The following is a 20,728-nucleotide window of genomic DNA, read 5'->3' on the forward strand; positions in this document are numbered from 1 at the left end:
GGGATCGGCTTCCCGGTCCGAGCTAGGCCACGAGCGCGGTCGGCTCGTCGCTCGAGGCGTTGGCCCGGGGTGAGCCGGGCGAGGCGGGCGCCGAGGGCGCCGCGGGCGCTCGAGTGCCGCGCAGCACCACGATCAACAGTGCGGTCAGGGTCAGGAGGCCGCCGCTCAGCGCCACGACGCCGGTCCAGCCCGCGTGCGTCCAGGCAGTGCTGCCGAGGTTGCCGAACACGGAGGACCCCACGTAGTAGGAGAACAGGTAGAACGACGCGGCCTGGCCGGTGCTGGCCCCCAGCGCGTGCGCGCGCACGGTCACCCAGCCACTGGCCAGGCCGTGCATGCTGAAGAAGCCGATCGACAGCAGGGCGATGCCGAGGACGATCACCGGCAACGATCCGCTCAGGGTGAGCAGGACACCGGCCAGCGCCACGGCGCAGCCGAGGGGGATGATGCGCCGGCGGTCGATCCGGTTGGCGAAGCGCCCGGAGACGATCGAGCTGACCGAGCCGAGCGGATTGACCAGGTAGATCAGGCTGATCGCACCCAGCGACAGGCCGTAGGGAGCCGCAGTGAACCTGAAGCCGATCGCGTTGAACACCGAGACGTAGCTGCCGATCAGGCAGGCAGCGAGGGCGTAGAGCGCCAGGAGTGCACGGTCGTCGAGGACTCCGCGCGTGGCCCGGGCCAGGTTGCCGCGGCCCCGGGTGGCGGGCGTGAACTGGCGTGACGACGGCAGCAGGACGGCGACCAGCACGGCGCAGACGAGTGCGAACAAGGCGGCGCTGGCCAGTGCCCACCGCCAGCCGGCCACGTCCGCGACCGGTGCGGTGACGAGTCGACCTGCCATCCCACCCAGGGCGGTGCCTCCGACGTACAACCCGACGGCGCCGGCCTGGGCGGAGCGGTGCAGCTCCTCGCGCAGGTACGCCGTCGCGACCGCAGGCAGCCCGGCGAGGGCGAAGCCGGCCAGCATGCGCAGGGCGAGCAGGGTCTCCCAGGTGGGGGCCAGGGCGCAGGCGAGCCCGACGACGACGGAGGCCCACATCGAGATGTGGATCAGTCGGGTTCGTCCGACCACCTCGGAGAGTGGGCCGGCGATCAGCAGTGCCACGGCCAGCGAGGCGGTGGTCAGTGAGACGGTGAGCGTGCTGCGCGTGGGGGAGACGCCGAACTCGTCGACGAAGGCCGGCAGGAGTGACTGTGTGGCATAGAGCAGGACGAAGGTGGCGTTGCCGGCCGCGAACATCGAGATCATGATTCGGCGGTAGCCCGGGCTGCCCGGTGCGTGTCCGGAGTCGGAGGTGGGACGAGTGGTCAGGGTGGTGCTCACGTTTCACAAGGATCCGCCTCCAATGATGATACGTACAATGCCGAAATTGGAAGCACTCCATACGCAACACGTATGATGTCGGGCGTGCTGATCCGAGACCTCGAATGGCTGCTCACCCTGGCCGAGCACGGTCACGTCACGGACACCGCTGCGATCCTGGGCGTCAGCCAGCCGACGCTCTCCCGGTCACTGACCCGGCTCGAGGACGAGCTCGGTGCGCGCCTGTTCGAACGCGTTCCCGCTGGCGTACAACTCAACCCGACGGGGGACCTCGTGGTGGCGGCGGCCCGCGACATCGTCGACCGTCACGCCCAGCTGCGCAGCGACCTCGACACCCGACTCGATCCCGAGGCGGGTGTCGTGCGGCTGGCCTTCCTCGACTCGATGGCCACCTCGTTGGTGCCCCAGATGCTGCGCGCCTTCCACGCCCACGCGCCGCGGACCAAGGTGCTGCTGGCCCAGGAGCCGCACCACGACATCATGCGCGACCTGACCACGGGCGAGGCCGAGCTGGGGGTCACCACCATCCAGCCCGCGGGACCGTTCGGCTGGCTGACGCTGCAGCACGAGCGGTTGGTGGCCGTCGTGCCACCCACGCATCGGCTCCGGGACCGCAAGCGGATCACGCTCCGGGACCTGGCCGGCGACGAGCTCATCACCACTCCGGTCGGCTTCGGCTACCGGGCGGTGGTCCAGCAGCTGATGGCCGAGGACGGGGTGGCGCTGCGGATCTCCTTCGAGAGTGCCGATCTGGCCACCATCGAGGGGCTGGTGGCGGCCGGCCTGGGCGTCGCGATCCTGCCCGAGCAGCTCGCCGGCGTGAACGGAACGATCAGCCTGGCGCTGCGCTCGCCGCTCGCCCGGCGCACGGTCGGCCTGACCTGGCGCACCGACCACGCGCTGGCTCCGCCCGCAGAGCGGATGCTCTCGTTCCTCAGGGACACCTGGAAGCTGGATGGTTCGGTCGTGCCCTGAATGGGGTGGGCCGCGTCGACGGTGGTGTCGCGGTGCAGGAGGATGGATCCATGACTGCCTACTGGATCAGCACCTACAACGAGATCCTCGACCCCGCGAAGATGGCCGCGTATGCCGAGATCGCCGGGCCCGTCCTGACCGAGGCCGGCGGCACGTACCTGGCCCGGGACCAGTCCGCGCACACCTGGGAGGACGCACGAGAGGGCCGCGTGGTGATCATCCGCTTCGACTCGGTCGAGCAGGCGGTGGAGGCGCACGACAGTCCGGCGTACCAGGCAGCGTTGGCAGCGCTCGACGGTGGCGTGCGGCGCGAGGTGCGGATCGTCCCCGGGGTCGAGTGACCCCGTTCCACGCATCCACGAGACGGGCCCACGCTCCCTGGAGGCCGGACCGTCGGACCCCTCTGGAATGCTTGCGCTCCGGTCGGTACGACGAACGCAGTCTGGAGGTGTGGGGATGAGCGAGATCGCCGGTGAGCTGGCGCGGGTCAAGGGGGCGTTCAGCCAGCCCACCCTGACCCTGCTCCACCAGCGCCAGGCGCCCGTGGTGATCACGATCTTCCGGGCCGCGTTCGGACGCAACAACAAGCCGATCCCCACCGCCCGCCTGCATGCCCAGGTCGAGGAGCACCTCGCCCAGATCCGCCTGACCGGCGAGTCCCTGGTGCCCGAGGGGAGCGGACGCGACCTCTGCCAGAAGTGGATGCGCGGTCAGTGGCTGGTGCGCGCGCTCGACGAACGCGGTCACGAGGTCTACACGCTCACCTCCCACGCGCAGCAGGCACTCGAGCTGGTCAAGGGCCTGGCCCGCGACCGGGCCACGCTGAGCGAGCACCGCATCGCCACCATCCTCGGCACGGTCCGGCGGTTCAACGCCGAGGCCAACCCCGATCGCACCGCGCGGGTCTCCCTGCTCAACGAGGAGATCGCCAGGCTCAGCGCCGAGCGCGACCGGCTCGTCGACGGCGCGGAGATGGTCAGCGCCACCGAGGACTACATGCTCGAGGGGTTCACCGAGCTCCAGTCGTTGATCTCCGCGCTGCCGAGCGACTTCGCCCGGGTCGAGGAGCGGTTCGCCGGCATCCGTGCCGAGATCCTGGCCGCCTTCCGCGCCGAGGACCGTCCACCCGGCGACGTGATCGACGACTACCTGGCCCGCGCCGACGCACTGATGACTGCAACCCACGAGGGCCGGGCCTTCGAGGGCGCCTTCGGGCTGCTCCGCGACGACGCCCTGGTCGCCCAGCTCCGCGAAGACCTCACCGCGCTGCTCGAGCACCCGATCTCCGACCGGATCCTCGCCGAGTCCGACCGGGCCGAGCTGCGCGGCACCGTCAAGCTGGTTCGCGACGGGCTCGACCGGGTGCTCACCCAGCGGTCGAGGGTGACCGCGACGCTCAAGGAATACATCGTCTCCCACGACGCCGCCCGTGACCGCGAGCTCGAGCAGACGCTGCGCCAGGTGGAGTCCGAGCTGATGACCTGGATGGCCACCACCGGCCCGCGGGCCACCCACGACGTGCCACTGCTGCCGTTGCGCGCCGGCATCGACCACCTGCGCGAGCGCTTCCACGACCCGGCCGACGACCGGCTGCCCGACCCGATCGAGCCGGTCGACCCCGACGACGCGAGGTCGCCGTCGCTGGCCGAGCTGATGGCCCAGGGCGGGCCGCAGCTGCCGTCGCTGCGGCAGCGCCTCGACGACGCACTCTCCGACCTGCTGCCCGCAGCCACTCTCGGCGAGGTCTTCGACCGGCTCGAGCCCTCGTTGCGCCGACCGGTGGAGATCTACGGACTGCTCCACCTGGCCGCCGACCGCGGCTGGACCACCGACGACGTCGTCGAGACCTGGGCCACGGTCCGCCACGACGGGTCGCGACGAACCTTCGCCGTGCCGCGGATGCCGCTGCCCGACCCCGACCTCGACGCACACCGCACCCAGCAGAGCCGCACCCAGCAGAACAGTGAGACCCCCGCATGACCACCGACGTCGACCTTAACCGGCCGGAGCCGGAAGACGCGCTCGAACCGGACGACGCCCTCGAGCACGACCCGGCGTACGACGACTCGGTCTCGCTCTTCGAGGGCGACGAAGGCGGTCTCGAGCACTCCCAACGCCAGGCCCTCGTCGTGCTGCTCAAGCAGCGGTTCATCAGCGCTCGCACCCACCCACGTGACTGGCAGGTGCTGGTCGAGCACGAGCGGGTGCTCCGCTCACGCCTCAACGACGTGTTCCTCGACCTGATGGTCGACCGCGAGCGCGAGGTCGCCTGGAAGCGCCAGGCCGTCCCCGAGACCGGCGGCCGGTTCCCGACCCTGCTCCACGACACCGGCTGGTCGCGCGAGGAGACGCTGGTGCTGGTGCACGTGCGCGACCGGCTGCGCGCCGGGCTGGCCAGTGGCGACACCCGGGTCTTCGTCGACCGCGACGACATCCTCGACTACGTGGCCAGCTTCCGACCCGCGCACGCCACGGACGAGTCGGGCGACACCAAGCGCGCCCAGAACGCCGTCCAGAGCGTCGTGAAGTCCGGTCTCCTGATCGGTGCCACCGGTGACGAACGGTTCGAGATCAGCGAGGCGGTGGAGCCGCTGCTCCCGCTTGAGCTGCTCCAGGAGCTCCTGTCCGCGCTCCGCTCCGCCAACGACACCACCCCAGAACCCGAGGAGCCCGCCGACCTCTTCGACGAGGACGGTGCTGACACAGACGGTGCCGGCAAGGACCGTGCCGACAAGGACGGGGCCGACGAGGAGCGCGACGCATGAGCACCGACCAGATGAACGAGCACGAGCTCGGCGGCGACGAGGTCGACGAGGCCTCCGACGGGCTCTTCGCCCGACAGGTGGTCGACACCCCGGCCGACGACACCGTCCAGTGGCGGGCGGCCCTTCTCCAGCTGGTCAACTGGGGAGGCTTCGGCGGCCTGACGACGGTGCCGCTGCGCGGTGACACCACGATGATCTCCGGGGCCTCCGGCGTCGGGAAGAGCACGATCCTCGACGCCTACACCGCGTTGATGATGCCCTCCGACACCAAGTTCAACGGCGCCTCCAACGACGCGGTCAGCGGGCGCGCCCGCGGTGTCGGCCAGCGCAACCTGCTCTCCTACCTTCGTGGCGCCGTCGACGTGATCGACGACCCCAGGACCGGCCGACCGGTCGAGAAGCTGCTGCGCGGCAAGGGCGCCGACACCTGGGGTGCGGTCGCGATGACGTTCGTCAACGACCAGGGCGGCCGGTTCACCGCGCTGCGCACCTACTACGTGCCGCGTCGCGCCACTAGGTCGAGCGACGTGCAGATGCAGCTGGCCACCCACGAGGGGGCGCTCACCCTCGACACCCTCGAGGTCGCCGTCCCCGAGCGCTTCCACGCCAACACCTTGAAGAAGCTCCTCCCCGGCATTCGCGTGCACCGCACCTACGCCGAGTTCTCCGCCGTCCTGCACGCCCGCCTCGGCATCGGTGCGAACGGCGATGGTGCCAAGGCGCTGCGCCTGCTCTCACGCATCCAGGCCGGCAACCAGGTGCGCAGCGTCGACGAGCTCTACAAGGAGATGGTGCTCGAGCGCCCCGCGACGTACGCCGCCGCCGACCGCGCCATCGAGCACTTCGACGACCTCGACGCGGCGTACTCCGCGATGCGCACCGAGGAGGAGAAGCTCGACCTCCTCGGCCCGATCACCGAACTGCACGGGCGCAAGGTCGCGGCCACCCGGCGCCAGTCCCAGCTCGACTCCTACGGCGTCACCCTCGGCGGCGACACCCCGCTGCGACTGTGGCTCCTGCGCACTCACCATCGCCTGCTCGAGGCGGCGGTCGCCGCCAACCGCGACGCGCGTACGACGAACGCGGACGACCTGTCCCAGACGTCGTCGTCCGAGGCCGCCCTGGTCGCCGACCTCGAGAACGCCAAGGACTCCCACCGCGCCGCCGGTGGAACCACGCTCCAGAACCTCGCCCTGTCGATCGAGCAGGAGCAGGTGGTCCGCGACGACCGCGCCGGCCGGCGCGCCGTGTTGCAGGAGCGCCTGCTGCCGCTGGTCGACGTGGCCGACCCGCACGCAGTCAGCGTCGAGACCGCGCTCGAGTCCGATGCCGGCTTCGGCGCCCTGCAGCAGCAGGCCCGTGAGTGGCTGGCCGGCTGGCAGGACCAGGCGGCCAGCCTCAAGCGTGAGCGTGACATCGCCCGCGACGGACTCTTCCCGGTCAAGCAGCGGCAGGCCGAGCTGCGCGAGGAGCGTGCCTCGCTGCAGAGTCGGGCCGGCCGCATGCCGTCCCGCATGCATGAGATGCGTGAAGAGGTGGCCCTGGCCAGCGGGCTCGGCATCGACGAGCTCCCGTTCGTGGCCGAGCTGGTCGACGTCGCCCCCGACGAGTCGCGGTGGCGCACCGCGGTCGAGACCGTCCTCGGCGGCACCGCCCGCCTCATGCTGGTGCCGATCGACCGGCTCAAGGACTTCTCCTCGGCCATCGACGGGCTCCGGCTGCGTGGCCGGCTGACCTTCGAGGGCGTCGAGCTCGACCTGCCCGACACCGGTCCGGCCGACCCCGAGCGCATCGCCGGCAAGCTGCTCTTCAAGGACTCGCCGTTCTCCGGCTGGGTGCAGGCCCACCTCGGTGAGCCGTCGCGCAACGCCCTGTGCGTCGAGACCGCCGACGGCCTCGCCGGTGGCGGCTTCCGGGTGACTCTCGCCGGCCAGACCCGCAACGGTCGTCGCGGTGCCCACGGACGCGCCGACACCCGCAACATCATCGGTTTCTCCAACGAGGACGCGCTCTCCGAGATCGACTCCGAGCTCGCCGCCCTCGAGGAGAAGCTGCAGGCCTTCGACGCCGACGTGGCCGAGCTCGACCGCCAGGGCCGCGTGCTGGAGCAGGTCCGCACGGCCTACGACACGATCCGTGCGGCGCGCTTCGACGACATCGACGTCGCGGGCAGCGACGAGCGCATTGCCGAGCTCGGTCATCGGCGAGCCGAGATCCTGCGCGCCGACGACAAGCTGCACGTGCTCCAGGGCCAGATCGACGACCTGTCCGACCGACTGGAGCAGGCCCGCAAGAAGCGGTTCGTGCTCGAGGAGCGCCACAAGCGCCTGGCCGCGGAGCATGCCGAGCTGGTCGACTCCGAAGACCTGGTCAACGACCGCCTCGAGGTGATGGACCGCAACGGCACGGTGACGCTCACCGAGGAGCAGGACGCGGCGTTGGCCGCCGACTTCGCCGCGGCCGCGACGCCCGACGACCCCGACGACCTCGACCGCTTCCCGGTCACGTCGCAGCGGTTGGCCGAGCGACTGCGCGACGCGGTGGGGGAGACCGAGACCGAGATCAACCGGGTCGACGACGAGCTCGGTGCGATCTTCCGGATGTACAAGCTCAAGTGGGAGTCGCCGAACCTCGCCGCGACCCCCGACTCGTACGCCGACTACGCCCGCATCCTCGACGACATCCGCGGCACCGGCCTGGCCCAACGGCGCACCGAGTGGCGCCGCCGCCTCACCGAGTGGAGTGGCCAGGACCTCGTGCCGCTCGTGGGCGCGATGGCCGCCTCCATCGAGGAGATCGAGGACCGGCTCGAGCCGATCAACGCGATCCTGCGGCGGCTGGAGTTCGGGGCGTCCGGCGACAGACTGCGCATCCGACTGCGGCGGCTCTCACCCGCCCACGTGCAGGTCTTCATGAAGGACCTCCGCATGCTCTCCTCCGGTGTGACGGCCGAGCCGGACGAGGCCGACCTCGAGAAGCGGTTCCTCGACCTGAGCCGGTTCATGCGCCAGCTGCGCAGGCCGGTCCCGGGTGGCGATCCGGTCACCGACCGCGACCGCCTCCTCGACGTACGCCGGCACGTGGAGATCAGCGCCGAGCGCTATGACCACCACACCGGCGAGCTGCGGGCGACGTACCGCACGCTGGGGGAGAAGAGCGGCGGCGAGAGCCAGGAGCTGGTCGCGTTCATCGTCGGCTCGGCGCTGCGGTTCCGGCTCGGCGACGAGATGCGCTCGCGGCCCCGGTTCGCGCCGGTCTTCCTCGACGAGGGCTTCGTGAAGGCCGACTCCGAGTTCGCCGGCCGCGCCGTCCAGGCGTGGAAGGGTCTCGGCTTCCAGCTGATCATCGGTGTGCCCCTCGACAAGGTCACCGGTCTCGAACCGCACATGGACGAGCTGCTGGCGATCACCAAGAGCACCACGACCTACCAGTCGTGGATCACTCCGATCACCGACGCGGAGCAGACTCCCGCTGGTTGAGGCGCGCCACACCCTCGTTGGTCGAGGAGGCGAGCCAGCGCCGCTTCGAACCACCCGACCCCGAGGTGCGGTGCCGTCGGCGAGGACGACCGTCCAGTACGCTTCGAACATGCGTTCGGAGTCGAGGTGCGACGAACAGGCGTTCCTGCCGTTCGACCCGCCACCGACGGCACCGGCGTCCGCCTCGACGACCTCGGCCAAGGGCCGGGACGACGGAGCCATCCGGCACCTCATGGTCGACGACGCGCTTGCCTCCCTGGGCTGGCCGGCCGGCACAGAGCTCCTGCTGTCCCCGTGCCGTACGCCGCGCCGCGGCCAGGTCGTCCTCGCCAGCGACGGGAGCAGCCTGCGGATCGGCATCTTCGACCTGCATCTTGGCCGCGCGGCCCTGCGCACCGACCACGGCACGGTCTGGATCGGTCGCGCGTCGCAGGTGATCGGCGCGGTCACGGAGGCGGCCGCGCCACTGACCGGCATGCCGGGTTCGTGAGGGCCACGGACTGGGGCGGAGGCGACTGAACCGGCAACTGTCGGGTACCGCCGGACCTTCACGAGCGCGCCGCGACACGCCGACAGAACGCGATCGAGCAGCATCTGTGCTTGTGTTGAGAAGGTCAAATTCGACGCAACCGGGGTGATTCGCAGGCATGTGGGACTTCGTGAAGGACCGCTGGGACCTCATCCTCTACAACGCGTTGCAGCACGCGAACCTCGTCTTCCAGGCCGTGCTGGTCGCGACCGTCGTGGCCATCCTGCTGGCCGTGGTCGTCAACAAGTTCCGGATGCTCGAGTCGGTGGCCAACACGCTGTCCGCGATCGGATTGACCATCCCGTCCTTCGCGTTGGTGGGCCTGCTCCTCCCGGTGACGAAGATCGGCGCGACGACGGCCTTCATCTGCGTCGCCTTCTACGCGATGCTTCCGATCCTGCGCAACGCGGTGGTCGGGTTCAGCCAGGTCGACGCCACCCTGCTGGAGTCGGCCAAGGGCATGGGAATGACCGAGGTCGGCATCCTGATGCGGGTGCGACTTCCGCTGGCCTGGCCGGTGATCCACGCCGGTGTCCGCACCTCGGTGCAGATGTCCATGGGGATCGCCGCCATCGCGGCCTATGTGCTCGGCCCCGGGCTCGGGGGCTACATCTTCACCGGCCTCTCGCAGGCCGGGAACGAGAACGCCGTCCGCTACGCCTTGGTCGGCACGGTCGGCATCGTGATCGTCGCCCTCATCGCCGACCTGCTGATGCTCCTGCTCGGACGCATCACCATCTCGAAGGGAATCCGCGCATGACCCAGACCGGCGCCGCCGACAACGAGCGGGCGATCAGTGGAGCGGAACTCCGCCTCGAGGGCGTGATGAAGCGCTACCCCGGCCAGAAGGTTCCGGCCGTCGAGTCGCTCTCGCTGACCGTTCCGGCCGGAGAGATCGTCACGTTCGTCGGGCCCTCGGGCTGTGGCAAGACCACGTCCCTGAAGATGATCAACCGGCTGATCGAGCCGACCGCCGGCACGATCCTCATCGACGGCCAGGACATCAAGGCGGACAGCGCGACCAGCCTGCGCCGCAAGATCGGCTACGTCATCCAGGGCGGCAGTCTCTTCCCGCACATGACGGTGGCCACCAACGTCGGCGTCGTCCCGAAGATGCTCGGCTGGGACTCCGCCAGGATCAGTGCCCGGGTCGACGAGCTGCTCGACCTGGTCGGCCTCGACCCCGATCGCTACCGCGACCGCTATCCCCGCGAGCTCTCGGGTGGCCAGCAGCAGCGCGTGGGCGTCGCCCGGGGCCTGGCCGCGGACCCGCCGGTGATCCTGATGGACGAGCCGTTCGGTGCGGTCGACCCGATCACCCGGCAGCGGCTCCAGGACGAGCTGATCAGCATCCAGCGCGAGCTCGGCAAGACCATCGTCTGTGTCACCCACGACATCGACGAGGCGATCAAGCTGGGCGACCGCATCCTGATCCTCCAGGAGGGCGCGCACATCGCGCAGTACGACACCCCCGAGAACATCCTCGCCGCTCCCGCCAACGACTTCGTGGCCGACTTCGTCGGAGCCGGCTCGACCCTCAAGCAGCTCTCGCTGACCCGGGTCAGGGCCCTCGACCTGAACCAGCCGACCACCGCGCGGGTGGGCGAGGACACCCGACCCGTGGTGCAGAAGGCCGAGGCGGCGGGGGACGAGACCGTGGTCGTGCTCGACGACCGGGAGCGCCCGGTCGCGTGGCCCTGGCTGAGGCAGATGCGCCACAACCCGACGGTGCGCGGCGAACCCCGCGAGAACCTGCTGACCATCGACCATGCGGCCACCCTCAACGACGCGCTCGACACGATGCTCACCTCGACGCACTCGAAGGTGATCGTCACCGGCGACCGTGACCGCTACCTCGGCGTCCTCGACTTCGAGACGGTCACCGACCACATGCGCCAGGCCGAACGGGAGGCGGCGGAGCATGTCGAGCTGGCCCAGCAGGATCAGGCACAAACAGTGACGGAGCAGCAGGAAGGCAGCCATGGCTGAGCCCAGCCCTGCCGTTCTCGACGAGCCGGTCCCCGAGGGCCACGAGCCGACCGGCAAGCGTGGCGCGCGGGTGATCACCCGCGAGATGGTCATCATGCTGACCTTTCCGCCGATCCTGGTGGCCGCGGTCTTCGGTGGCTTCGTGTGGTGGCGCCAGACCGCCGAGCTCGACGTGGTCGAGGCGAACCAGCTGCGCTGGAGCCTGCTGTTCGACAGCCACTTCCACGAGGTGTTCCCGAGCTGGAACCCGGCCGACTGGCACGCCCCCTTCCCGAGCTGGAACCCGGCCAGCTGGTACGACGGCCCGTTGCTGCAGGGGTTGATCTGGGAGCACGTCCTGCTCACCGTCGTCTCCGCGATCATCGTCGTGGCGATCGCCGTACCGCTGGGCATCATGCTGACCCGCGGTGGCCTCCGGGTCCTGGCGCCGGTCGTCGTCGGCATCGCCAACGCCGGCCAGGCGGCACCCTCCGTGGGACTGATCGTGCTGCTCTTCCTCTGGCTCGACGGTGGCTTCTGGACGGCGATCTTCGCGCTCAGCCTCTACGGGATCCTGCCGGTGCTGCGCAACACCATCGTCGGCATCCAGGGGGTCGACCCCACGCTTGTCGAGGCCGGTCGCGGCATCGGCATGACCGGCGTGATGACGCTGTTCAAGATCGAGCTGCCACTGTCGGTCCCGGTGATCATGGCCGGCGTACGCACGTCGCTGGTGCTGATCGCCGGCACCGCGTCGCTGGCCTGCTTCATCGACGCGGGCGGCCTGGGCGAGATCCTGCAGACGGGCATCTCCCTGTTCAAGTTCTCACTGATGGTGACCGGCGCCGTCCTGATCGCGCTGCTGGCCCTGCTGATCGAGTGGCTGGGCCGCGTCCTGGAGCTGCTCACCCGACCGAAGGGGATCTGACATGTACGACGCGCTGCGCCGTCGCCGTTCCCTGCTCGCCCTGGTCAGCACCATCTCGGCGATGTCCCTGCTGCTGAGCAGCTGCTTCCTGGGCACGGCGGCCGGCCCGATCCGCAAGGGCGAGCTGGCCGGCCCGGTGGCCGACGTGAAGCCCCTCGACGGGCTGGACATCTCGATCGGGTCCAAGAACTTCAGCGAGAACATCATCCTCGGCAAGATGGCAGTCACCCTGCTGGCCTCGGCCGGCGCCGACGTGACCGACCTGACCAACATCCCCGGCAGCGCCGCCGCCCGGCAGGCGCAGCTCGAGGGCCAGATCGACGCGATGTGGGAGTACACCGGCACCGGCTGGATCACCTACCTCGGTCACACCAAGCCGATCCCCGACGAGCAGAAGCAGTACGTCGCGGTCCGCGACGAGGACCTGAAGACGAACGACCTGGTCTGGCTGCCCCCGGCGCCGATGAACAACACCTATGGCTTCGCGATCACCCAGGCGGTCAGCAAGCGGTTCGGCATCACCAAGCTCTCCGAGATCAAGGACGTCCCGGTCAAGGACCGCACGTTCTGCGTGGAGTCGGAGTTCACCAACCGGCCCGACGGGCTGCCGGGAATGCTCAAGACGTACGGCATCCCGCAGGGCCAGGCCAACGGGGTTCCCGAGAAGAACCTCAAGACCTACCAGACCGGCGCGGTCTACAGCGCGACCGCGAAGGGCGAGTGCAACTTCGGTGAGGTGTTCACCACCGACGGCCGCATCGTGGCGCTCGACCTGACGGTGCTCAAGGACGACAAGGAGTACTTCCCGAAGTACAACGTCTCCCTGGTGGTCGACGACGACCTGCTCAAGGAGTACCCGCAGATCGAGAAGCTGTTCGCCCCGATCACCGAGAAGCTCACCAACGAGGTCCTGCTCAAGCTCAACGCGAAGGTCGACGTCGACGGACAGGAGCCGGTCGACGTGGCCTACGACTGGCTCAAGGACGAGGGCTTCATCAAGTGACCAGCCCGGCCCGCCAACTGGTGAACGCCCCGGGGGCCTGGGCCGCCCGAGCGTGGCTAGACTCGCGAGCATGAGCACAGACTGGCGATCCGACACGGTCGAGAAGGTGCGGTCACTCATCGTGACGGCGGAGCCCGACGTCGAGGAGGAGGCCAAGTGGCGCAAGGCCTCCAACCCCGACGGCGTCCCCACGTTCTCGTCGTCCGGACTGATCTGCACGGTCGAGACCTACAAGGACAAGGTGAAGCTGACCTTCGCCAAGGGCGCCGCTCTCGACGACCCGACCGGGCTGTTCAACGCCAGCCTCGACGCCGGCACCCGGCGTGCGATCGACCTCCGCGAGGGTGACCAGCTCGACGAGGACGCGTTCGCCGAGCTGGTCCGCGAAGCCGTTGCACTGAACAGGTCCTGAAGGGCGGAGACGACATGCGTTCGAACGAGGATCCCAAGGACGACCTGAAGGTCACCAAGCCCAAGGAGTGGGCGGCCGGCGTACCTGCTGTGGCGCACGCGATCGAGTACTCCCTCTCGCAGACGTCGGCGAAGCGCACCGCGCTGACCCTGTTCGCGCTGAACCAGACCGAGGGCATCGACTGCCCCGGGTGCGCGTGGCCGGACCCGTCCGGCCACCGGCACAAGAACGAGTACTGCGAGAACGGCGCCAAGCACGTCAACGACGAGGCCACCACCAAGCGGGTGACCCGTGAGTTCTTCGCCCAGCACCCGGTCGCGGAGCTCGACGGGAAGTCCGACTACTGGCTCAACCAGCAGGGGCGCCTCACCGAGCCGATGGTGAAGCGGCCCGGTGCCACCCACTACGAGCCGATCAGCTGGGACGACGCCTTCGACCTCGTCGCCGACGGGCTGAACGGCCTGGGGTCGCCGGACGAGGCGATGTTCTACACCTCCGGGAGGCTGAACAACGAGGCGGCCTTCCTGCTGCAGCTGCTCGCCCGGTCGTTCGGCACGAACAACCTGCCCGACTGCTCGAACATGTGCCACGAGTCGAGCGGCTCCGGGCTGGGGGAGAGCCTCGGCATCGGCAAGGGCAGCGTCTCGCTCGACGACATCCACGAGTCCGACCTGATCCTGGTGGCCGGGCAGAACCCGGGCACCAACCACCCGCGCATGCTCAGCGCCCTCGAGGAGACCAAGCACAACGGCGGGCAGGTGGTGGCGATCAACCCGCTCCCCGAAGCCGGCCTGAAGCGGTTCAAGAACCCGCAGAAGCCCAGCGGCGTGATCGGTCGGGGCACGACGATCGCCGACCAGTTCCTCCTGATCCGCCCCGGCGGGGACCTGGCGCTCTTCCAGATGCTCAACAAGCTCCTGTTGGAGGCCGAGGCCGCCGCGCCCGGCACCGTGCTGGACCACGACTTCATCGAGCGCAACACGATCGGCTTCGAGGAGTTCTCGAAGAACGTCGAGGCGATCACCTGGGACGACGTACACACCGCGACCGGGCTGACCCGTGACGAGGTCGAGGAGCTGCACCGCCGGGTGTTGCAGAGCAAGTCGGTCATCGTGTGCTGGGCGATGGGACTCACCCAGCAGAAGCACGGTGTGCCCACGATCCGCGAGATCGTCAACTTCCTGATGTTGCGCGGCAACCTCGGCCGGCCGGGCGCCGGAGTGTGCCCGGTGCGCGGGCACAGCAACGTGCAGGGCGACCGCACGATGGGCATCTGGGAGCAGATGCCGCAGCCGTTCCTCGACGCCCTCGGTGCGGAGTTCGACTTCACGCCGCCGACCAGCCACGGCTTCGACTCCGTCAACGGAGTGCGGGCGATGCGCGACGGCAAGGCCTCGGTCTTCGTGGGGGTGGCCGGCAACTTCGTGCGCGCCATGTCCGACAGTGACGTCACCGAGCAGGCGCTGCGCAACTGCTCGCTCACCGTGCAGATCTCGACCAAGCTCAACCGCTCGCACACCGTGGTCGGCGAGACCGCGGTGATCCTGCCGACCCTGGGCCGCAGTGACCGCGACGTCCAGGCGACAGGGGAGCAGTTCGTCACAGTCGAGGACTCGATGAGCGAGGTGCACCAGTCCCGCGGGAAGCTCGACCCGGCCTCGCCCGACCTGCTCAGTGAGGTCGCGATCCTGAGCCGCCTGGCCCGTCGTCTCCTGCCCGACAGCGCGATCCCGTGGGAGTCCTTCGAGGGCGACTACGACCTGGTCCGCGAGCGCATCGCCCGCGTCGTTCCGGGCTTCGAGGACTTCAACGCGCGGGTACGCCGACCCGGTGGGTTCCGGTTGCCCAACCCGGTCAACGAGGGCGTCTTCCCGACCCCGAGCGGCAAGGCGGTCTTCACCAGCAACGAGCTCACCATGCCGCGTCCCCCCGAGGGCCACCTGGTGCTGCAGTCGCTGCGTTCGCACGACCAGTGGAACACCATTCCGTACTCGGGCAACGACCGCTACCGCGGCATCCACAACGCCCGCCACGTGGTGCTGGTCAACCCCGACGACCTCGCCGAGCGTGGCCTCTCCGACGGCGACGTGGTCGACATCGTCAGTGTCTGGCACGACGGCACCGAGCGACGCGCCAGCGGGTTCACGGTGGTCGCCTACCCGGCCGCGCGCGGCTCGGCGGCGTCGTACTACCCGGAGACGAACGTGCTGGTCCCGCTGGACAGCGTGGCCGACGTCAGCAACACACCGACGTCGAAGGAAGTCATCGTCCGCCTCGAACTGGTGGGTTGACGATGGGCCGCGTCACCGCCCGCCGCAAGGTGCTGCGCGTCCGTGACGGCGTGGCCGACCACCGCGTCGACACCATCGCCGCGGAGGAGCCGATGGAGCTCCGGGTCAACGGCCGCACGCTCACCGTCACGATGCGCACGCCCGGTGACGACTTCGACCTGGCCGTGGGGTTCCTGGTCAGCGAGGGCGTGGTCCACGCGTCGTCCGACGTGATGTCCGTGCGCTACTGCGCCGGTGCCACGGCCGACGGCACCAACACCTACAACGTGGTCGACGTGCAGCTCGCGTCCGGCGTACCAGCCCCCGACCCGTCGCTGGAGCGCACCTTCCACACCACCTCGTCCTGCGGGCTGTGCGGCAAGGCCAGCCTCGAGTCGGTGCGTACGACGGCCACCTGGTCGGTCTCCGACGACCCGCTGCGCGTCGGACCCGAGCTTCTGGCGACGCTGCCCGAGGCCCTGCGCGAGGCCCAACGGGTCTTCGAGCGCACCGGCGGGCTGCACGCCGCCGGGCTCTTCTCCGCGGCTGGTGAGCTCCGGTGCGTGCGCGAGGACGTCGGCCGCCACAACGCCGTTGACAAGGTGGTCGGCGATGCCCTGCGCTCCGACACGCTCCCGTTGCGCGAGAGCATCCTGATGGTCAGCAGCCGTGCGTCGTTCGAGCTGGTCCAGAAGGCGGTGATGGCCGGAATCCCCATGCTGGCCGCGGTGTCCGCGCCCTCGTCGCTCGCTGTCGAGCTCGCCGAGGAGAGCGGCCTGACCCTGGTCGGGTTTCTGCGCGGCGCATCGATGAACGTGTACGCCGGCGCCGGCCGCATCGACGTCTAGGAGACTGCTGAACAAATCATGGCCGGCTGCGCGCCGCCCGAATTGTTCAGCATCCTCCTAGCCCGCGGCCTTCTTCACCAGCTCGGTGAGCGCCTTCTCAATGGTGGCGTTCGTCGTGGTGACCGCGAAGCAGGTCGGCCACATGTCGCCGTCGTCGAGGGCGGCGTGCTCGTTGAACCCGACCTCGGAGTAGCGCACGTCGAACTTCGAGGCGTTCTTGAAGAACAGGATGATCTTGCCGTCGCGGTGCCAGGCGGGCATGCCGTACCAGGTCTTCGCCAGCAGGTCGGGCGCGTTGGCCGTGACGATCTCGTCGAGCTTCGTGGCGATGGCCTGCTCGTCGGCGGTCATCGCGGCGATCTTCTCCGCCAGGTCCGCGCGGTCGGCCTCCGCCTTCTTGGGGCTGGTGCTGCGCTTCTTGGCCGACTTCAGCTCTGCCGCGCGCTCCTTCATCGCGGCGCGCTCTTCCTTGGTGAATCCGTCGTACGACGTGTCGCTGCTCATCGCTGGTCCTTCCCTCGTGGTCGGTGTGTCCTCGATCCTAGGAAGGCCCCGGCCGTGGTGCTTCTCGATTCCTGATCGCTTCAGCCGAGGACCTCGTCGGGGCTGACGGCGGCGATGCCGGTGGCCTCGCCGACCGGCTTGTTGGTGAGCCGGCCGTCGTGGGTGTTGAGGCCGAGGGCAAGTGAGTGGTCGTCGCGGCAGGCCTGGTGCCAGCCCTTGTCGGCCAGGGCGACGGCGTAGGGGAGGGTGGCGTTGGTCAGGGCGTAGGTGGAGGTGTTCGGCACGGCACCGGGCATGTTGGCCACGCAGTAGAAGGTTGACTGGTGGACCTGGTAGGTGGGGTCCGCGTGGGTGGTGGCGTGGGTGTCCTCGAAGCAGCCGCCCTGGTCGACGGCGATGTCGACGAGCACCGAGCCGGGCTTCATCCGGGAGACCAGGTCGTTGCTGACCAGCTTGGGTGCGGCGGCTCCGGGGATCAGCACGGCCCCGATGACCATGTCGGCCTCCATCACCTGCTGCTCGATGGCGAGCTTGGAGGAGGCGAGGCCGTGGACGCGGTTGTTGTAGCGCCAGAACGACATCCGCAGCTTGTCGAGGTCGGTGTCGAGGAGGGTGACGTCGGCGCCCATGCCGAGGGCGATGTTGGCGGCGTTCTGTCCGGAGACGCCGGCGCCGATGATGACGACCTTGGCGTTGGCGACGCCGCCGACGCCGCCCATGAGGACGCCGCGCCCGCCCTGGGCCTTGAGCAGTGAGTGTGCGCCGACCTGGGGTGCGAGGCAGCCGGCGACCTCGGACATCGGGTAGAGCAGGGGCAGCCCGCCGCTGGGTAGTTGGACGGTCTCGTAGGCGATGCCGGTGACCTTGCGGGCGAGCAGCTCGTCGGTGAGGGGCTTGTCGGCGGCGAGGTGCAGGTAGGTGAAGAGCAGCTGGCCCTCCCGCATGCGGTGGTACTCCTCGGCGACGGGCTCCTTGACCTTGAGCACCAGGTCGACGCCGCCGTCGGTGCCCCACGCCTCCTCGGCCGTTGCGGCGATCGTGGCGCCGGCCGCGACGTACTCCTCGTCGCTGATCGAGGAGCCGACCCCGGCACCCTGCTGGATGACCACCTCGTGCCCGTGCGCGGTCAGCTCGTGCACACCGATCGGTGTGATCGCGACGCGGTACTCGTGGTTCTTGACTTCCTTGGGTACGCCGACCTTCATCGCTGCGCTCCTTCGTCTGCTACCAGGGCCCTGCCGGCCACTGTGCCACCACTGCGTTCGGCTTGGCACGCGTTTACCTGCGTGCTGTCCGACGGGCGTCGACTACGCGAACTTCGTCGTGGCTGCTGGGGCGGTCGGCGTACGCGCCGCGGTGCGGTGCTGGTGCGGGCTGACCCCACGGACCCGTTTGAAGGCGGCGCTCAACGCGAAGCCGCTGCCGTAGCCGACCTGCCTGGCGACCCGGTCGATCGCGTCGTCGGTGGCCACCAGCAGGTCGGCTGCGAGGGCGAGCCGCCAGTGGGTGAGGTAGGTCATCGGGGGCTCGCCGACCAGCACGCCGAAGCGGCGGGCCAGTGCGGCCCGCGAGACCCCGACCTCGCGGGCCAGTGACGCGATGGTCCAGGCATGCTCGGGGTGGTGGTGCATGAGCCGCAGTGCCTCGCCGACGGTCGGGTCGGCCGGGGCCAGGCCGCGGGTCACCTGCTCCTCGCCTGCCAGCCAGGAGCGGAGCACGGTCACCAGCACGAGGTCGAGGAGTCGGTCGAGGACGACCTCCTGGCCGGGCTCCTCGCGCACCATCTCCGCGGCCAGCAGGTCGACCAGTGCAGAGTCGGCCTCGCCGCGGCGTCGTACCAGCAGGTCGGGCAGGGCGGCGAGCAGCGGGCGGCCGGCCTCGGTCTCGGCCTCCCACGTGCCGACCAGCATCACCGCCGAGCCGTCGTGACTGTTGCCCCAGGTGCGTACGCCGAGCGCCATCCGCTGGGTCAGCAGCTGCCCTTCGGGGTCGACGCAGACATTGTCCTTCAGGATGGTCACCTTCGGCTCGGTGCCCGGGGCATCGCCGACCGTGTAGGCCGGGCCGCCCCGGATCACTGCCACGTCACCGGCCCGGAGCTCGAGCGGCTCGCCGAGCTCCCCGGTGATCCAGGTCGACCCGCTGGCCACGGCGAAGAGCGTCAGCGCCGGGTCGTCCTCGATCCGCACCGCCCACGGCGGCTCCATCACCATGCGCAGCAGGAAGGCCTGGCGCGCGCGTGGACCGGAGAGCAGGTGTTCGAGACCATCCATGGAGCCAGCATGCTGGACGATCACGCATGCAATCAAGACTTCAGACCATGGAAAGTCTCACCAAGTCGCGGTGAAGTGGAGACATGACAACTCACCTGATCATCGGCGGCACCGGCAAGACCGGCCGTCGCGTCGCGTCCCTCCTCCACGACCGCGGTCTCCCGGTCACGTCGCTCTCGCGACCCACGTTCGACTGGAACGACCCGGCCACCTGGTCCTCGGTCGAGCGGCCGGCCGACTCGGCGTACCTCACCTTCGCTCCCGACCTGACCTTCCCCGGCGCACCCGAGGCCGTCGCCGAGGTGGCCGACCGGATGGCCCGGGCCGGCGTACGGCGCATCGTGCTGCTCTCCGGACGCGGCGAGGCCCAGGCCCAGCGGGCGGAGGACCTCGTCGCCGCGGCCGCGCAGAGGTACGGTGCCGGCTGGGGCGTCGTGCGCTGTGCCTTCTTCATGCAGAACTTCGACGAGAGCCTGTTCGCCGAGCCGCTGGCAGCCGGGCACCTGGCCTTCACCGCGGGAGAGGTGAGTGAGCCCTTCGTCGACCTGGACGACGTCGCCGAGGTGGCCGTCGCCCTGATGCTCGGCGAGGCACCGGCCGACCGGGCCTACGAGCTGACCGGGCCGCGCCTGCTGACGTTCCCCGAGGCGACCGCCGACATCGCGGCAGCCCTCGGACAACCGATCACCTACGAGCAGGTCACCGCGGAGCAGCTGGTCGCGGACCTGGTCGGCGCCGGGCTGCCGCGCGACGAGGCCGGGGGACTGGCGGAGCTGTTCGGCGAGATTCTCGACGGTCACAACGCCCACCTCGCCGACGGGGTCCGGGAGGCGCTGGGCCGCCCGGCGCGCGACTTCGCGGACTACGCCCGACGGGCAGTGACCGCGGGTGCCTGGAGCCGCGAGGCGACGGCGTCATGACCGGGGTGCTGGGACAGTCGGCCCTGATCGCGGGCACGGTCAGCACCGGGCTCATCGCCGGCGTGTTCCTCGCCTTCTCGACCTCGGTCATGCCGGGCCTGGCGCACACCGACGACCGCACGTTCGTCGACGCGATGCAGCAGCTGAACGTCGCGATCCTCAACCCGGTCTTCCTGCTGCTCTTCATGGCACCGCTGCCCGCGCTCGGGGTCGCGGTCTTCACCGGCCCCTCGCGGTCGTGGATGATCGGCGCACTGGTGCTCTACGTGGTCGCGTTCGGCATCACGATGGCCGGCAACATCCCGCTCAACGACGCGCTGATGGCGGCCGGGCTCAGCGACGACGCGTCGAAGCTCCGGGCCGCCCGCGAGGCGTTCGAGGACCCGTGGAACCGGCTGCACCTGATCCGCACCATCGGCGTGGTCGCGTCCTTCGCCTGCTGCATCGGCGCGGCCGTCCGCGCGTGAGGGAGGGCTTCTTACGAGGCGCTTACGACCCGGCGCACACCCTTCTCCGCAGGCGGCTGC

The 20,728-nt window shown here is 69.8% G+C and carries 19 protein-coding genes; 15 read left to right on the forward strand and 4 right to left on the reverse strand.

Annotated features, from left to right (window positions below; translation table 11 throughout):
• Nucleotides 1-22 precede the first annotated feature (22 nt).
• Entirely contained in the window at nucleotides 23-1,327 is a 1,305-nt protein-coding gene (locus ASH02_RS06715; RefSeq protein WP_235539002.1) for an MFS transporter, read from the reverse strand.
• Nucleotides 1,328-1,411: 84 nt separating this feature from the next.
• On the opposite strand from ASH02_RS06715, the gene ASH02_RS06720 reads away from it, so the two are divergent.
• The 13 genes from ASH02_RS06720 to fdhD all read left to right on the forward strand — a co-directional run bounded on the left by ASH02_RS06720 (nucleotide 1,412) and on the right by fdhD (nucleotide 16,504).
• Nucleotides 1,412-2,302, forward strand: coding sequence for a LysR family transcriptional regulator (locus tag ASH02_RS06720; RefSeq protein WP_057294514.1), 891 nt, complete (start codon nucleotides 1,412-1,414; stop codon nucleotides 2,300-2,302).
• A gap of 50 nt (nucleotides 2,303-2,352) precedes the next feature.
• On the forward strand, nucleotides 2,353-2,643 hold the full coding sequence (locus tag ASH02_RS06725; protein ID WP_056680505.1) for a DUF1330 domain-containing protein: 291 nt from the start codon (nucleotides 2,353-2,355) through the stop codon (nucleotides 2,641-2,643).
• 115 nt (nucleotides 2,644-2,758) lie between these two features.
• Entirely contained in the window at nucleotides 2,759-4,282 is a 1,524-nt protein-coding gene (locus ASH02_RS06730) for a DUF3375 domain-containing protein (protein ID WP_057294489.1), read from the forward strand.
• Nucleotides 4,279-5,067, forward strand: a complete 789-nt coding sequence (locus ASH02_RS06735) for a DUF4194 domain-containing protein (RefSeq protein ID WP_057294490.1) — start codon at nucleotides 4,279-4,281, stop codon at nucleotides 5,065-5,067. Before ASH02_RS06730 ends, ASH02_RS06735 begins: the two co-directional genes overlap by 4 nt.
• Nucleotides 5,064-8,546: an ATP-binding protein gene (locus tag ASH02_RS06740; protein ID WP_235539003.1), complete on the forward strand. Its 3,483-nt coding sequence runs from the start codon at nucleotides 5,064-5,066 to the stop codon at nucleotides 8,544-8,546. Before ASH02_RS06735 ends, ASH02_RS06740 begins: the two co-directional genes overlap by 4 nt.
• Nucleotides 8,547-8,655: 109 nt before the next feature.
• The gene (locus ASH02_RS06745) at nucleotides 8,656-9,036 is read left to right on the forward strand and encodes a hypothetical protein (RefSeq protein WP_056891222.1); all 381 of its coding nucleotides are present in this window, start codon (nucleotides 8,656-8,658) and stop codon (nucleotides 9,034-9,036) included.
• A gap of 157 nt (nucleotides 9,037-9,193) precedes the next feature.
• The gene (locus ASH02_RS06750) at nucleotides 9,194-9,835 is read left to right on the forward strand and encodes an ABC transporter permease (protein WP_056891221.1); all 642 of its coding nucleotides are present in this window, start codon (nucleotides 9,194-9,196) and stop codon (nucleotides 9,833-9,835) included.
• Complete coding sequence (locus ASH02_RS06755) at nucleotides 9,832-11,064, forward strand: ABC transporter ATP-binding protein (protein ID WP_057294491.1); 1,233 nt, start codon at nucleotides 9,832-9,834, stop codon at nucleotides 11,062-11,064. Before ASH02_RS06750 ends, ASH02_RS06755 begins: the two co-directional genes overlap by 4 nt.
• Nucleotides 11,057-11,971: an ABC transporter permease gene (locus tag ASH02_RS06760; RefSeq protein ID WP_235530088.1), complete on the forward strand. Its 915-nt coding sequence runs from the start codon at nucleotides 11,057-11,059 to the stop codon at nucleotides 11,969-11,971. The genes ASH02_RS06755 and ASH02_RS06760 overlap by 8 nt, the downstream gene beginning before the upstream one ends.
• A gap of 1 nt (nucleotide 11,972) precedes the next feature.
• Complete coding sequence (locus ASH02_RS06765; RefSeq protein WP_057294492.1) at nucleotides 11,973-12,974, forward strand: glycine betaine ABC transporter substrate-binding protein; 1,002 nt, start codon at nucleotides 11,973-11,975, stop codon at nucleotides 12,972-12,974.
• A gap of 70 nt (nucleotides 12,975-13,044) precedes the next feature.
• Nucleotides 13,045-13,386, forward strand: a complete 342-nt coding sequence (locus ASH02_RS06770; protein WP_056680275.1) for a DUF1801 domain-containing protein — start codon at nucleotides 13,045-13,047, stop codon at nucleotides 13,384-13,386.
• A 14-nt stretch (nucleotides 13,387-13,400) separates the two neighbouring features.
• Entirely contained in the window at nucleotides 13,401-15,677 is a 2,277-nt protein-coding gene (locus tag ASH02_RS06775) for an FdhF/YdeP family oxidoreductase (protein WP_057294493.1), read from the forward strand.
• 2 nt (nucleotides 15,678-15,679) lie between these two features.
• Nucleotides 15,680-16,504 carry a formate dehydrogenase accessory sulfurtransferase FdhD gene (fdhD, locus tag ASH02_RS06780; protein WP_057294494.1) on the forward strand — a complete coding sequence of 275 codons (825 nt, stop codon included), beginning with the start codon at nucleotides 15,680-15,682 and terminating at the stop codon, nucleotides 16,502-16,504.
• Nucleotides 16,505-16,561: 57 nt separating this feature from the next.
• On the opposite strand, the gene ASH02_RS06785 is transcribed toward fdhD, so the two are convergent.
• From ASH02_RS06785 to ASH02_RS06795, 3 genes are all read right to left on the reverse strand, one after another.
• A complete protein-coding gene (locus tag ASH02_RS06785) occupies nucleotides 16,562-17,008 on the reverse strand; it encodes a DUF1801 domain-containing protein (protein ID WP_056680285.1) in 447 nt (148 codons plus the stop codon).
• 80 nt (nucleotides 17,009-17,088) lie between these two features.
• Nucleotides 17,089-18,213 carry an alanine dehydrogenase gene (ald, locus tag ASH02_RS06790; RefSeq protein WP_056891218.1) on the reverse strand — a complete coding sequence of 375 codons (1,125 nt, stop codon included), beginning with the start codon at nucleotides 18,211-18,213 and terminating at the stop codon, nucleotides 17,089-17,091.
• Nucleotides 18,214-18,315: 102 nt separating this feature from the next.
• Nucleotides 18,316-19,281: an AraC family transcriptional regulator gene (locus ASH02_RS06795; protein ID WP_057294495.1), complete on the reverse strand. Its 966-nt coding sequence runs from the start codon at nucleotides 19,279-19,281 to the stop codon at nucleotides 18,316-18,318.
• An 83-nt stretch (nucleotides 19,282-19,364) separates the two neighbouring features.
• Between ASH02_RS06795 and ASH02_RS06800 the strand changes: the two genes are divergently transcribed.
• Nucleotides 19,365-20,201 (forward strand): hypothetical protein, encoded by an 837-nt coding sequence (locus ASH02_RS06800; protein ID WP_056891217.1) that lies wholly within the window; start codon nucleotides 19,365-19,367, stop codon nucleotides 20,199-20,201.
• Entirely contained in the window at nucleotides 20,198-20,668 is a 471-nt protein-coding gene (locus ASH02_RS06805; RefSeq protein WP_057294496.1) for an anthrone oxygenase family protein, read from the forward strand. Before ASH02_RS06800 ends, ASH02_RS06805 begins: the two co-directional genes overlap by 4 nt.
• Nucleotides 20,669-20,728: the final 60 nt, after the last annotated feature.

Source organism: Nocardioides sp. Soil796 (genome assembly GCF_001429525.1).
GTDB lineage: Bacteria > Actinomycetota > Actinomycetes > Propionibacteriales > Nocardioidaceae > Nocardioides.